Source organism: Desulfobacterales bacterium (assembly GCA_034003325.1).
Classification (GTDB): domain Bacteria; phylum Desulfobacterota; class Desulfobacteria; order Desulfobacterales; family JAFDDL01; genus JAVEYW01.
Genome location: JAVEYW010000003.1, coordinates 60,915 through 73,354 on the forward strand (window position 1 = coordinate 60,915; position 12,440 = coordinate 73,354).

The window sequence follows — 12,440 nt, forward strand, 5'->3', positions numbered from 1 at the left end:
AAAGGGGGTGGATATGGATAATATGGAATTTTCAGATTCGAATGAACTTCGGTGCGAGGAACACTGCGTCTATGAATGGGTCGATTGCGTGGAAGAGTTGCAAGGAGCCGCCATTTGCAAGACCCGGGAGCGCAATTGCTTCGGTGAGTGCGCGTGATGGTGGTGAATTCAACTAAACACAGGAGGGCTAACAATGAAAAATCAAGTACCCACATCAGCTCGAAATTGTTGCACTTTAGAAAACCAGCGACTGGTGGAAGCAATCAGAGCGTGCGACTATTGTTCAACGAGTTTTAAGCGGCACTTGGCATGCTATCGTCGTGCTGCAAAGGAAAGCGGGCAGCGCTCACATAGTTGCATGATCTTGTAGCGCCGGAGTACCGTTATTGGCTGTTTTTCAAATTTTAATAAATGATTACCGTAGCGCAAAGCTATATAACAAAGCCCGGAATGAATCGCCGGGCTTTGTTTTTCACTGCGGTGTTGTAATTACTCAATGAAGAGAGTGCATAAAGTATGAACAGAAAAGGATCAACAACAACAGGAACTGACATAACACCCGCAAGGATCAACAGCGCACCCACAAGCATCAACTACATAACAACAGCGGTTTTCAGATTCCGATTTCTTCTCTTTTTTATCGACATCCTCTTCTTTTTTATCATATTTTTTAATATTTTCATCTGAATCCATTAAGATCACCTCCTTTTAAGGAGTCACAACTATTTTGGAATTCTTAGTGATTTGATCCCCCCATATTTGGAGGTTCAGGCCCTTTACCAGAAACATGCACGCTTTTGCGTGTATATTCGCCGAAGGTGAAGGATGGCTTTTATGCATCCCAGCATCCCAGCATCCGGCTTTGCCGGATTAGGCAAAAAATAATCATAAATTTGCGGCCGGCAATGGTTCATTAACAGCGCATGCCTGACCCGTTTGAAAAATAGCCCTTTCCGGATGGTACGATACGAAAGCGACAGGCGCGTATAAGGCGTTTGCTTCGAGTGCAGCTGGTGCAATATCAGGCTGACAACCTCGTGTGAACCCATTTGCACCAACTTGACCTGATATCCCCCCTGATGTGCCGGACTGGGAGGCACCTGACGGGTTAGCCATCCGGACTGATGCGGTGTAAACAGCGAATAGGGGGTGATCCAGAAAAGGCCTGCAAAACAGAAAAAGCCGTACGCATACGCCCAGAGACAATCGAAATTGCGGTAACGCCATGCATACAGCCCTGCGCTGAGGCTGGCGGAAAACACGATCCCGGTTATAACATTTAAACTAATGACACCGGGGTACTGAAAGATCAGAACCCATGTTGCCAAGAGCAAAAGCTGTGCTTTCGTCAAGTTCAGCCAACTCAACAGCAGATTGATTCGCGCACCGAGCATCGACCCTTCACGAAAAGGTCGAAACGCAAACCGGCTCATGGCGATGGTTTCCCGAACGTTGCTGCGCGCCCACCGCAGTAACATTTTGCATAAGGTGCCATAGTCGGTAGGCACATTTGTAAAAACCCGGGCATTATCCTGATACAGCACATGAAAACCTTCCCGCAGGATCAAATTGGTCATGGCGCGGTCTTCTCCGATATTTGCCGGTCGGCCGCAGAAGGTTTGATTCCGCCATTCCGGCAGAACCCGCATGACGATATCCCGGCGATAAGCGGAGAGGGCGCCTGGCGTGCACATAACGGTGTTAACCATGCTCTGAGAGGCACGAATAAAGTCAAAACTGAAAGTAAAAACAACATCCAGCATTCTCGGAATAACCCCCTGACGTCGATTGAGGACCCGAACACAGCCGGCGACAGCACCGACTCGCGAGGATACGGCAAATGGACTGACAAGGCACCGAAGCGTTTCTGGTTCGACAATGGAATCACTGTCCACCGTTACGAACACATCGCCCATAGCGTTTAAAAACCCGACATGAAGTGCATGGCGCTTCCCCTTGTTACTCGGCAATTTGATCGTCATGATCCGATCGCCAAGTGTTTTTTTGGCGGTCTTAATCCACTGCCAAGTGTCATCCGCGCTGCCGTCGTCCACTGCTATAATTTCCAGTTTTTCAGGTGGATAATCGCTGTTGGCGAGACTTTCCAGTGTTTTTAAAACCAGCGCGCCTTCATTGTAAGCCGGCACAACCACAGTGCACCTTGGCAATTCAGCGTTTTTATAAGGGGGATTCGATCGATACATCTTAAATAACACGATCCGCCAGATCAGCACCAGGGCATTGACCAGCATAAATACCACGGCTGACCACAGAATCAGGTTTCCCCAGAAATGCTGCTGAATGGCGGTCCGAATCAACGCCACTTTTTCCCAATTGGCACTGGTAAGCCATACCGCCAAACCCGCAATTGCCAGTATCCCCAGCAAGGGAATCAATAATTCCCGATCCACGCTCCCGATTCCACTTTTCTCTTTCCTCTCGGTAAATCGAACAATCAACAGACGAAAAACAGAGCTGATATATTTTTTTGTTTTGATAAATGCCGATACTGTGCTCATAGAGTAATTCATTAATAGTTGCCTCTTTTATGGGTTAATAATTTTTTCGCTATCTTATTAATATATTGAGTGACAATTACAGCTTTATGTATGCTTATGTTTTTTTGAAAATATAAATGAGCAACAGTTGTGCCATCGGCAGCATCGTCCAGGCTAACTACCTTTAATAACATTTAATTTATCTTATGAACGATTCGGATGAAAAATAATTTGTGGCGGATAAACCCTACATGAAGGCATCAACATCCCGAGTATATTTTTCAATCCCCTGTTTTTTTAAAACATTATGATGCATGGATATCCATACACCATGGGTCAGATTAACGGATTTTGACAGAAGCCGCGGGAACAGGCCGCTGCGACCCCGTCGTCATCACGGGTTTCGTCCTCGTTCCGGCCTGTTAAAAGGCGTTGGTGATCAATTTCACGGCAGGTTCCAAGCGCCGAAGGCGCACCTTTCGTACAAGGTCCAGGCGAATCAAATACCAAATAGACCCCATGGTAAAAAAATCGACAGGGTGGTATATTAAATATAATTTTAGGTAATCGCTTACCGATTCAGGCTCAACCTATTCGAAAGGAGGAGAAGGTCATGACGAATAAAGACGTTTATTTACAAAAATTACACGCAAAGTTGGATGAATGGAATGCTGAAATCGATAAACTGAAAGCAAAGGCCGAGAAGGCAGCAGCGGATTCACGCATTGAATATCAAAAACAAATCGAAAATATGCAGGAAAAACACAAAAAGGTTGAGAAAAAGGTGAAAGAGGTGCGCGAAGCCGGTGGTAGCGCGTGGGAAGATCTGAAATCAGGGGTCCAAAGCGCCTGGGAGGTAATGGAGGAGGCAGTAAAATCGGCTCGAAGCAAATTTAAATAGGCGGCTGGACAGGCATCGCCTTGAAACCGATGAGATTCAAGGCGAGTCTATCTTTGTTTCAGCATTGGCTTACGATAATTTAAGGCTATATGATGACCCCAAAAGCGCATGGATACTGACAATCATAATAATCTTAACTTTTCCAGACATTATAGAGGCTCAAAGGTGAACTTCTGGCCGCCGATAGAAAACTCGAACATGAGACCGCCCTGAGCGTGCACGAAGGTGGCCATGCCTTTATAATAGTCAATCTCCGCCTGAACTCCGGTCTTGGGACCTGCACTGGCGCCGATACTGGTACCTTTGGTTCCAACCTGCGCCTCGGCTCCCGCCGTTATGGCCACCGCCTGAACAGTGGCGTCGAATTCGAAATTTCCGGACTTGAATTCATCATAGGCCCGCTTGTCCTGGAAGAAGATGATTTCACTGAAAACTTTGCCGCCGGCCTGGAATCCGATCGATCCCTCAACCACAGTTGATTTCCCCGTTACTTTTCCACTACGGTAGACCTGTCCCTTGCCGTAGGACCCTCCGATTACATATCCGGCCTTTCCAATAGTGGGAAAGACTGCGTAGCCATATGAATTTTTGAAAAATTTTTCCACGGCGGGCGAATCTCGAAATACCTTGATAGTGCTCGAATAGTCCTCCACTTCAGCGGGGACGGCGACGGTTGATATGCCAAAGATAAAAACGACAATTAATAAAAACGGTATTTTATTCATTTCCGGTCTCCTTTCAAGGTTAAGGTTATAGCCGGATGCAAAACGCCGTACTAAAAACACGGCTTTATACAGTTCATATTATGCACTCAAGGGCGCTGATGCAAGGCATATGATGTTCACTGAAAAATCGAGAGAATCGTTCTCTGAGTGGTAATCATGCTGCCGAGAAGGCGAATGCATGGTGCCCTATTTTGCCGCGTCGCCATGAGGTTTGTAGAAGACATGCTTTCCGACATCGACCGTCTTGATGTATTCCGAGGACCAGCTAGGAGTTACTTTCCGATGGTGAAAATACAATGCGCCACCGGTGCGGTCGATTAGTTGTCGATTGAGCGCTTTTCGAGCTATTTCCTTGGCGATTGCGTAAGATTTAACTTCTTTTACGTCATCCGAACGGCCATCGCACCACCACGAGAACTGGCAGGCACCCTGCTCGCGGCCTTGCATGACAACTTCACAAATTGTGTTTGAAAAGCCTTCATGCCCTAGCCGGTTCATAACCACATTGGCGATTGCTTCCATGCCGGCAATCCCCTCGCCCTTGGCCTCCCAGTAGATGGTGCGTGAAAGACAGGTGATCGCATCGTTCAAGGGTTCTTCGCCGATCGGATCGACTGCCTGCGCTTCAGTTTTCGTAATAATCTCGGATGGAGAAGGGCGTGCCTTACTACCATCAGCCGCTGCGTTCTGCTCCAGTACCCCCCCGCCTTGCTCTCGGCGACTTTCGCCTTCGGTGCCGGATCAGACGCGGTCGACTTGTCGGCAACCACCGCTTCTCGATGTTTTTCAGATCCACCATCTGTACTACTGCCCCCAGAGCCCCCACCCCCGCATCCGAGCAGAAAGAAAATAAGTAGAAAAGGCATGAGGTATGTAAGGATTTTCATCCGGAACAATCGCTGAAAAAGCATCTTTTCTCCTTAAACCGGCAAAGCCGGAAGCTGAGCGGCTGGGCTGATAGGCTACCAGCGACCTTCTTCAGTTATGCACGCTTTTTCGTGTCTGTTTCTGATAAAGGTCCGAAAGGGCCTAATCCCCAAGGCTCTGCTATCAGTTATCTTTGGAAAGGGTTTTGTTGCCAATGATGGGATAACCATGATAGGGAGGTTCTTAAATCATTAAACGAAAACACCTCAATGGAGACGGTCCCCGTGTAACGCTTCAAAAGAGAAAGAATCTTTTCGCTTCGCTTGGTTGAAAGTTTATCAAGAGACACATGATCTTTTTGTTCATGCACGCCGTGTAAATGAAGAATGGAAACTATATCGTCATATGCTGCATACACGGCCAGCGGATCTGCGTTTTTCAGCATCAGGTGGCCGGTATCGATACACACGCCCAAATGAAAGTCCTTGACAATATCGCCTATCCATTCAAACGGATAAAAAAGCGTTTCAATGGAAAGCTTTTTGGGAGAAACCCCGCTGCGATTTATCAGTCTTTCCAGGCCGTCCCGGCAACAGGCACGCCAATCCTGAATGCTGTCGATGGAGACGGAATCGGGTTCAAACGGAAGATGGAGCGTCCAGGTGGAGGGGGTTAGCGCGGCGGAAAAATCAATCACGTGGTACAAGATCTCAATCGCCTTTTTTCGTTCCGACGGCGAGGTATGACACAAAGAAATGTCCGTGGGCAGGTGCACATTATAAGTCAATGTATATTGTTCAGCCAGCGATGAAAGCCAGTGAATCTCCCGCGTGGAAGGAAAGCAACCGTCATACCGGCTTTCCAGAAATAATAACTCCACCTCATCCACAAAAGGTCCCAATAACCGAACATTGGTGCACCAATCCGCGGAATAAATGAAGGACGTGGTGGCGAGCCGAAATGGATACACACCCTTAAAGGGCCGATCAAGCGGTTGGAATGACGTCACGGGGCACATCCCATCGCAACCACCAGGAAAAGCCCGGCTTCGCAAATTTCATTCATCGCCCCGAGCATATCGCCGGTAATGCAGTTGATGCGTTTTTTGTAAAACAGCACCATGGCGCCGGTCAGGAAAAAAAAGCCACAGATTACCAACAGCGCTTTGCCGCCCAGGAACAGGGATAAGCCTATTGGCAAAAGCACCCACAGAAATGAGCGCCATTGGATTGCTGAAGAAAAAAAATCCTTTCCAAGGCCCTCGGTTCGGCCGTAAGCCAAAAACCGTGTGCCAAACAAAATACTTGAACGCGCAAAGGCAGGCACAACCAAGAGGGCGATAAACCGCCCTGATTCCATCCCGTCGATCGCAGCCCATTTTACCGTTAACCCGAAAAAGATGGCGATCATGCCCATGGCGCCGATGCGGCTGTCTTTCATAATGGCCAGCGCTTTTTCTTTGGGCCGGTTTCCATAAAGTCCGTCCGCCGTATCGCCCAGGCCATCTATATGCAGCCCGCCGGTTATCCAGGCCAAAAACAGAACATCCAGCAAAGAAACAATATGATTTTCCCAAACCAGCGCGATCGTTCTATCAAAGCAGCCTAGAAAAACACCGATGAGAATACCGACCACCGGGAAAAAGGGGAGCATTTTCTCGGGTTCGAAAGCAGCTTGCTTCGAGAGACGAAAGACGGTTAAAAACTGTATGGCGGCAATGAGTCCGTTCATCCGCATCTCGTTTCTTTAAGTGTCAGGGGAAGCCCTGCCATCATGCAAATCACCCGGTCCGCCGCGGCGGCTATTTGTTGATTGGAAATACCGGCTATATCCCGGAACAGACGGGCCAAACGGTTTTCCGGTACGATCCCGGCACCCACCTCATTGGAGACGATGATCACCGGGCAAGGCGCTATATTTGCAGCCTGAATCAGTCTTTCAACCGCTGAGTGAATACCATCGGGATCTTCCGCAATCAACAGCAGGTTATTTATCCATAGGGTCAGGCAGTCGATCAGAAGAACCGTGTCCTTTTTAGCATAATCGGATATGGCTTCAGGCAGCCGTACCGGTACATCAAGGGTCTGCCAAGAATCGTTTCTCTCTTGCTTGTGCCGCGCCACACGCTGTTTCATCTCCTCATCAAACGGATTGCAGGTGGCGATAAATATTTTCCGCAAAGCAAACCGCTCTGCCAGGTTGAGCGCATGGCGGCTCTTTCCGCTTTTGCACCCGCCGGTCACCAAAATGAGTTCTCTCAAGTTATCCCTCCGGAAGCATCTGCATAATACGGTCCATATCCACATGCGTTTTAAAATGTGTGGCCAGTTTCTCATAGTTTTCTTCTCTGACGCAGGCGCCTTGAATTGGAGGCGGCGTTAAGCCGTTTACCCCGATTTCCTGCAACCATGCGCGGATAATCCCCGGCGAATCGAATAACCCATGAATATAGGTTCCCATGATGTTTCCGGTTGCAGCGACACAGCCATCCGTTTCATGGGTTTCGAGGCCGTTTTTTTCGGTGATAAGAAACAGCGCGGTACCGCCGTTGACATCGGTTTTCCCCATATGGATTTCATATCCGAGCCCTTCAATACCGTTCCATGAAAACCGCGTTCTGGATGTAGTTTTGGGTTCCGACAAAACGGTTTCTATCGGCAAAAGACATAGCCCGGTCGTGCTACCGGGCTTTCCTTCAATCCCATCGGGATCATGAACAATTTCCCCGAGCATTTGATACCCGCCGCAGACTCCCAGAACATGCCCGCCACGGGAGGCATACGTTGTGATCAAATCCTGCCAGCCGGTGCGATGGAGCCACTTCAGGTCATGACAGGTGCTTTTTGAGCCCGGCAGAATTACCCCGGAAAACGCATTGAGATCCTGTGGCCTCTCCAGGTAATATACATGCAATCCGTCTACAGCGGTCAGCGGATCAAAGTCCGTAAAATTGGAAATATGGGGAATGCGTATCACCGCCACGGCCGGCGGGTTGATTCTTTCCGGTCTCAGGGCCGGCGGTGCTTCAATGGCCACTGAATCCTCATTTTCAATTCGGAAATGGTGAAACCAGGGCAATACACCGAAAACCGGCTTGCCGGTTTTTTCTTCAATCCACGACACCCCATCGGAAAATAAAGACGAATCCCCTCGAAACCGGTTGATGATAAAACCTGCGATCCTATGCCGTTGATGGTCGGAAAGGCAGGCAAGCGTGCCGATAATCTGAGCAAACACACCGCCCCGGTGAATATCAGCCGCCAAAATCACCGGCGCATCGGCGTAGGTGGCCATTTTTAAATTAACGATATCCCTATCCATCAGGTTGACTTCAGCGCAGGAGCCTGCCCCTTCCATGACCACTAGATCATATTGATTCCGCAGTCGATCAAGTGCCTCGCAGGCCGTGTGGAAAAGCGTTTCCTTGTGGTGATAATATTCGGCGGCTGAATGGGTGTCCACCACCTTTCCCATCAATACCAGCTGAGAGCGCCTATCACTGGTGGGTTTTAGTAAAATCGGATTCATGTCCACATGGGGTGCCATTCCCGCTGCTTCGGCCTGAACGATTTGCGCTCGCCCCATTTCCAGGCCATCAGGGGTAACGCCCGAATTGTTCGACATATTCTGCGCTTTAAATGGCGCCACGCGAACACCTTTTTGGGCGAATATTCGGCACAACGCAGCGCAAATAACGCTCTTGCCCACATCCGAGCCCGTCCCCAATACCGCCAGGCAAGCGGCTTTTTTTTGGTCCCCGCATTCTAATGACATGAATACCCTTCAAAATTTTTGCAATAAAAAAGCCTTTCAAGATAGTTTATCCTGAAAGGCTGCACCCTGTTTCCTTGGCCTTGCATATAGTTTACCGCCGATTCCGATACACCGCGGAATGCCGGATTGATTAAAAGGCAGGTCTTCTGGCTCCCTCCCCTGCCCGGCGGCCTTCCCACTCACAATTGGTTGCGGCAGTGGCTTCTCATTACCGGCAGGTTTCTATTTTTATTAAAGAAATTAGAGGTTACAGCGGCGGGTCCGCTTCCGATTTGCACGGAATTCCCTATTAAGCTCGAACGCCTTTTGTCGATTCACATACATTGTGTAGCCATACCTTGTCAAGGCGCATAATCCGTTGTCGCAGTCGGGCAATCGCATGTAACCCATAGCCCGCTTCAGCCTTGAGAAAAATCGGATTCCAGCTGCGGCAAACTCACGCGGAACGCGTTCAAACAGTGCCGCAGCTTCCATCCGATCCCCCTCAAGGCTTTTGCTCCCGGCTGTTCATTTCTACATGCGATTGCCCTGTCCGTTGTCGTTCGTTCGTATAACTGTTTTGGACGCCTATTTCAAAAAAAGCCGTCTTGACAATTCAGGCTGAACCTGTGTATGAAAAAATCTAATTCTCGATATTGCTATGTGTTAACCTAACAGGACTGCGATGGATAATAGGCCAACGTCGTGGCACGTTTAAATTTTTTATCATTCAAAGGAACAATTCATTATGCCGGTTTATGAATTTCAATGCCCGAAAGACGGCACCATTATAGAAGAATTTGTGAAAATGGGGACGGAACACATTGACTGCCCGAAATGCCAAGGAAAAGCCCAAAGAATCATTTCCACATGCACTTTTTCCCTCAAAGGCGGGGGATGGTATGCGGATGGCTATGCCGCCAAGAAATAGATAACCTACCCGTTATTCAAATTTTGATATTGAGATTGTCGACGCTTACGAAAATTCTACCCTCTCCGGGATAAACTTGTCTTTCTTCAGCTTCCGTATTGACGGTCGGCAACGGCCAGATACCGGATTGCGGGTCCGGTCCTTCCATTGCCGTTTTGCAGGGGTGCTTGTCTTTCATTTTAGGATTGCGTCGAATATCAACCGCCTGGACATTATAGCTGAACTCGATAGGGATATTGTTCGGATCAAACGCGTAGATAGAATAGATAAATCCATGATCGATAATCTCGGACACCCAAAACTCGGACGCGGCCAGCTTCTGTTTGATTTCAATGAGGTCCTCAACCGATTCAACGCCGATGGAGACATGGTCGAATGCGATGGCGCCCTTAACCGGTACACCATGATCTCTTTCCGGAATTTTTTTCACCCCCGGCCACTCAAAAAAGGCGATCATATCCGTCCCGGATATTTCAAAAAAATAGTGACGGTATCCTTCTTTTCCAAGTCCTGCGACAAGCCGCATTCCCAGCAGATCGCGCCAGAAGCGAATGGTCATGTCCATATCGCTGGTTACCATCGCCAAATGATTGATTCCATTATAACGGGCCATAAAATGTAACTCCCATTAGGTTAATCCGTGATGTCTCCGCTGAAAAAAAACCGGATGAAGCCGGCATTCACTTTAGGTTTCGGGAAGATAGTCCTTTCTCGCCGGTGAAAACACCTCAATCGCAATGGAATCCTCCAATATTTCCGCGCCATGCACCATATCGCCAGGAATGCACCAACTATCGCCGGGTTCGCAGTCATGGACCTGCGTATCCAGGATGAGCCGTATGCGGCCGGCAACCAGATATCCCGTTTGTTCTTGCGGGTGTGCATGCATTGGCAATATACTATTTTTCTTTAACTTAAACTCGCTCATCAAGGTATTTTGACCATAAACGATCGTTTTCCGGTCGACACCGGAAACCGCTGTTATGTAGTGATCGTTACTTTTTTTGTAAAACATGACGTCACCATTTCCTTTCTTTTTTTACGATATCGCCTGGCCGCCGACTGCCATATACTCCAATGCCCTGCGAACCAGAAGTTGGCAGCAGCTTCGAATGTTCTCTTCGCTGTATAGGGTAAATTCATCAATGTAGAATTTGCGGAATATCTCATCGGCCATCGCCTGCCTATCTTCCCGGTTTTCCGTGATTTGAGTATATAAATCCAAGGCTGCCTGGCGCGCACTTGAAAAAGCGTGATCCACCGCTTCGCCGAACAAGGGTCCTTGATGACCCAAGCCCAAAATCGCCGGCTTTAACACCGCCAACGCATTCAATGTGTTCATATAATCCGCAAAACCGGTAAAAAAACACGGGACGAAAAAGCGACCCGGCATACGAAACCCGAGAGAATCGGATGCGATTAATGCATTTTTTTCGGGTATATGGATGAGAATATTGCCTGGTGAGTGACCCGGAAGCAAGCGACATTGCAAAGCAACACCCCCCAGATCAATCTGCATGAATTCATCAACAGTCAGGCTCTGATTCGGAAATTGAAAACGATTAATGGGCGGGCGATCGACCCTCTCTCCCCTGACCGCCAGCATCCTGGAGATAAATCGATCTTCTCGTACCATGATTTCAAGGGATTTGGGATGCGCCAGAAAATCTTTTGCGCCATGGCCAAACACCGGCGTAGCGGATGGGAATCTTTTGCTGAGCCCGACCAGCCCGGTCAGGTGGTCACTGTGGGGATGGGTTACGATCAGATAAGTTGGTGATATATTCAATGATGACAATTGGTTAATCACGGTGTCCGTTACTGCGGAAACCCCCATTTCAATTAATGCGGAGGAATGACTTCCCTGAACCAGATAAAGACTTAAATAATAGTTGCCGAGCAACCAGAAATTCTCGGCCAATTTTACCGGTGGGCAATCCCCTTTGGGCCTTGACTGCATCTTCCCCCGTACCTTCCTGAATATTATCGTTTAACTTATCAACCCATTTTCCGATGAAAGGGGTGTTGATGGCATTCTTCCAATTTTGTGACAGATTTCGCATGCCAAAGCAAAAATAACATCCGGGGCAAACTGCTTGGAAATGGAGCGATCATACAGCAATTTTGCTTCGGGCAAAAAGGTTTCATCCCCTTCCCAATATAAAACCGCAATGCGAATACGAGGTGTGATTTGAAAACGATAGGCCATGTCCGCCAGTTCTAAAGGAACACCCTGCAAAGATTGGCACCTTTCCCCAAATGCTTTCAAATTATTGCCGTATTGCTGTGAAATCAGATGCGTCGGAATCTTATGGGGCCCGCGGAAAAAAGTAGCGCCGCCCGGGATATCTTTTTCGGAAATCCAATCGTTTGTCGCTTCGATTTGTTTGGCTTGCAGCAGGTAATGAAGCAGAAAAACATTTATGTATTCATGGGCGTCTTTGTCGTGAGCGCCTAAGCGGTCAATTCTTTTTTCATAAGGATAAATGGCATATCGATCCCCCCATACCGATAGATAAAAACATCGGTGCTCATGATCATATTCACACAGGGCGTTTCTGCAAACTGTTTCAGAATTCAGTGCGGCCAAATCTTGAAAAAGTATCGAATCAACTAAATAAGTCATTTCTGAATACCCGTGTCTATTACCCCTGTTACAGTCGGTTTAGCCATGAACGGTGTGTGCATAATTAAGAAGAATCCGTTCCGCAAAGCGCTTGAATGGAACGCCCTTTGTCCAAAAGCTATACCCACGGCATTGATGC

15 protein-coding genes and 1 riboswitch are annotated in these 12,440 nt (G+C 48.2%); of the genes, 3 read left to right on the top strand and 12 right to left on the bottom strand.

Translation table 11 applies throughout. The annotated features are described in order from the left end of the window. Positions 1-13: 13 nt before the first annotated feature. A complete protein-coding gene (locus tag RBT11_03935) occupies positions 14-157 on the top strand; it encodes a hypothetical protein (protein MDX9785898.1) in 144 nt (47 codons plus the stop codon). Between the two features lie 374 nt (positions 158-531). On the opposite strand, the gene RBT11_03940 is transcribed toward RBT11_03935, so the two are convergent. Together RBT11_03940 and RBT11_03945 are read right to left on the bottom strand one after the other, a co-directional pair. Beyond that, on the bottom strand, positions 532-693 hold the full coding sequence (locus RBT11_03940) for a hypothetical protein (GenBank protein ID MDX9785899.1): 162 nt from the start codon (positions 691-693) through the stop codon (positions 532-534). A gap of 83 nt (positions 694-776) precedes the next feature. Continuing rightward, entirely contained in the window at positions 777-2,519 is a 1,743-nt protein-coding gene (locus RBT11_03945) for a glycosyltransferase (GenBank protein ID MDX9785900.1), read from the bottom strand. A gap of 592 nt (positions 2,520-3,111) precedes the next feature. Between RBT11_03945 and RBT11_03950 the strand changes: the two genes are divergently transcribed. Further along, positions 3,112-3,399 (top strand): hypothetical protein, encoded by a 288-nt coding sequence (locus RBT11_03950; protein ID MDX9785901.1) that lies wholly within the window; start codon positions 3,112-3,114, stop codon positions 3,397-3,399. Between the two features lie 149 nt (positions 3,400-3,548). Here the strand turns inward: RBT11_03950 and RBT11_03955 are convergent, their stop codons facing one another. From RBT11_03955 to RBT11_03980, 6 genes are all read right to left on the bottom strand, one after another. Continuing rightward, positions 3,549-4,124: a lipid-binding SYLF domain-containing protein gene (locus RBT11_03955; GenBank protein MDX9785902.1), complete on the bottom strand. Its 576-nt coding sequence runs from the start codon at positions 4,122-4,124 to the stop codon at positions 3,549-3,551. Positions 4,125-4,310: 186 nt separating this feature from the next. Then, on the bottom strand, positions 4,311-4,715 hold the full coding sequence (locus tag RBT11_03960) for a cell wall hydrolase (GenBank protein ID MDX9785903.1): 405 nt from the start codon (positions 4,713-4,715) through the stop codon (positions 4,311-4,313). A 463-nt stretch (positions 4,716-5,178) separates the two neighbouring features. Further along, positions 5,179-6,000: a cobamide remodeling phosphodiesterase CbiR gene (gene cbiR, locus RBT11_03965; protein MDX9785904.1), complete on the bottom strand. Its 822-nt coding sequence runs from the start codon at positions 5,998-6,000 to the stop codon at positions 5,179-5,181. Continuing rightward, positions 5,997-6,722 carry an adenosylcobinamide-GDP ribazoletransferase gene (gene cobS, locus RBT11_03970; GenBank protein ID MDX9785905.1) on the bottom strand — a complete coding sequence of 242 codons (726 nt, stop codon included), beginning with the start codon at positions 6,720-6,722 and terminating at the stop codon, positions 5,997-5,999. Before cobS ends, cbiR begins: the two co-directional genes overlap by 4 nt. Then, a complete protein-coding gene (cobU, locus tag RBT11_03975; protein MDX9785906.1) occupies positions 6,719-7,252 on the bottom strand; it encodes a bifunctional adenosylcobinamide kinase/adenosylcobinamide-phosphate guanylyltransferase in 534 nt (177 codons plus the stop codon). Before cobU ends, cobS begins: the two co-directional genes overlap by 4 nt. A 1-nt stretch (position 7,253) precedes the next feature. Then, a complete protein-coding gene (locus RBT11_03980) occupies positions 7,254-8,765 on the bottom strand; it encodes a cobyric acid synthase (protein MDX9785907.1) in 1,512 nt (503 codons plus the stop codon). A 118-nt stretch (positions 8,766-8,883) separates the two neighbouring features. Next, a riboswitch (cobalamin riboswitch) is annotated at positions 8,884-9,087 on the bottom strand. A gap of 405 nt (positions 9,088-9,492) precedes the next feature. On the opposite strand from RBT11_03980, the gene RBT11_03985 reads away from it, so the two are divergent. Then, entirely contained in the window at positions 9,493-9,675 is a 183-nt protein-coding gene (locus tag RBT11_03985; protein ID MDX9785908.1) for a zinc ribbon domain-containing protein, read from the top strand. A gap of 16 nt (positions 9,676-9,691) precedes the next feature. On the opposite strand, the gene RBT11_03990 is transcribed toward RBT11_03985, so the two are convergent. The 4 genes from RBT11_03990 to RBT11_04005 all read right to left on the bottom strand — a co-directional run bounded on the left by RBT11_03990 (position 9,692) and on the right by RBT11_04005 (position 12,301). Then, on the bottom strand, positions 9,692-10,288 hold the full coding sequence (locus RBT11_03990) for a VOC family protein (protein MDX9785909.1): 597 nt from the start codon (positions 10,286-10,288) through the stop codon (positions 9,692-9,694). A 72-nt stretch (positions 10,289-10,360) separates the two neighbouring features. Further along, entirely contained in the window at positions 10,361-10,690 is a 330-nt protein-coding gene (locus RBT11_03995; GenBank protein ID MDX9785910.1) for a cupin domain-containing protein, read from the bottom strand. 24 nt (positions 10,691-10,714) lie between these two features. Beyond that, positions 10,715-11,635 carry an MBL fold metallo-hydrolase gene (locus RBT11_04000; GenBank protein MDX9785911.1) on the bottom strand — a complete coding sequence of 307 codons (921 nt, stop codon included), beginning with the start codon at positions 11,633-11,635 and terminating at the stop codon, positions 10,715-10,717. 30 nt (positions 11,636-11,665) lie between these two features. Beyond that, positions 11,666-12,301, bottom strand: coding sequence for a DUF3786 domain-containing protein (locus RBT11_04005; GenBank protein MDX9785912.1), 636 nt, complete (start codon positions 12,299-12,301; stop codon positions 11,666-11,668). Positions 12,302-12,440: the final 139 nt, after the last annotated feature.

Bases quoted from the DNA above. Each gene is read 5' to 3' on its own strand.
- RBT11_04005 (MDX9785912.1), bottom strand. From the start codon at position 12,301: ATGACTTATTTAGTTGATTCGATACTTTTTCAAGATTTGGCCGCACTG.
- RBT11_03995 (MDX9785910.1), bottom strand. From the start codon at position 10,690: ATGTTTTACAAAAAAAGTAACGATCACTACATAACAGCGGTTTCCGGT.
- RBT11_03935 (MDX9785898.1), top strand. From the start codon at position 14: ATGGATAATATGGAATTTTCAGATTCGAATGAACTTCGGTGCGAGGAA.
- RBT11_03990 (MDX9785909.1), bottom strand. From the start codon at position 10,288: ATGGCCCGTTATAATGGAATCAATCATTTGGCGATGGTAACCAGCGAT.
- RBT11_04000 (MDX9785911.1), bottom strand. From the start codon at position 11,635: ATGCAGTCAAGGCCCAAAGGGGATTGCCCACCGGTAAAATTGGCCGAG.
- RBT11_03945 (MDX9785900.1), bottom strand. From the start codon at position 2,519: ATGAGCACAGTATCGGCATTTATCAAAACAAAAAAATATATCAGCTCT.
- RBT11_03940 (MDX9785899.1), bottom strand. From the start codon at position 693: ATGGATTCAGATGAAAATATTAAAAAATATGATAAAAAAGAAGAGGAT.
- RBT11_03980 (MDX9785907.1), bottom strand. From the start codon at position 8,765: ATGTCATTAGAATGCGGGGACCAAAAAAAAGCCGCTTGCCTGGCGGTA.
- cobS (MDX9785905.1), bottom strand. From the start codon at position 6,722: ATGAACGGACTCATTGCCGCCATACAGTTTTTAACCGTCTTTCGTCTC.
- RBT11_03950 (MDX9785901.1), top strand. From the start codon at position 3,112: ATGACGAATAAAGACGTTTATTTACAAAAATTACACGCAAAGTTGGAT.
- RBT11_03955 (MDX9785902.1), bottom strand. From the start codon at position 4,124: ATGAATAAAATACCGTTTTTATTAATTGTCGTTTTTATCTTTGGCATA.
- RBT11_03985 (MDX9785908.1), top strand. From the start codon at position 9,493: ATGCCGGTTTATGAATTTCAATGCCCGAAAGACGGCACCATTATAGAA.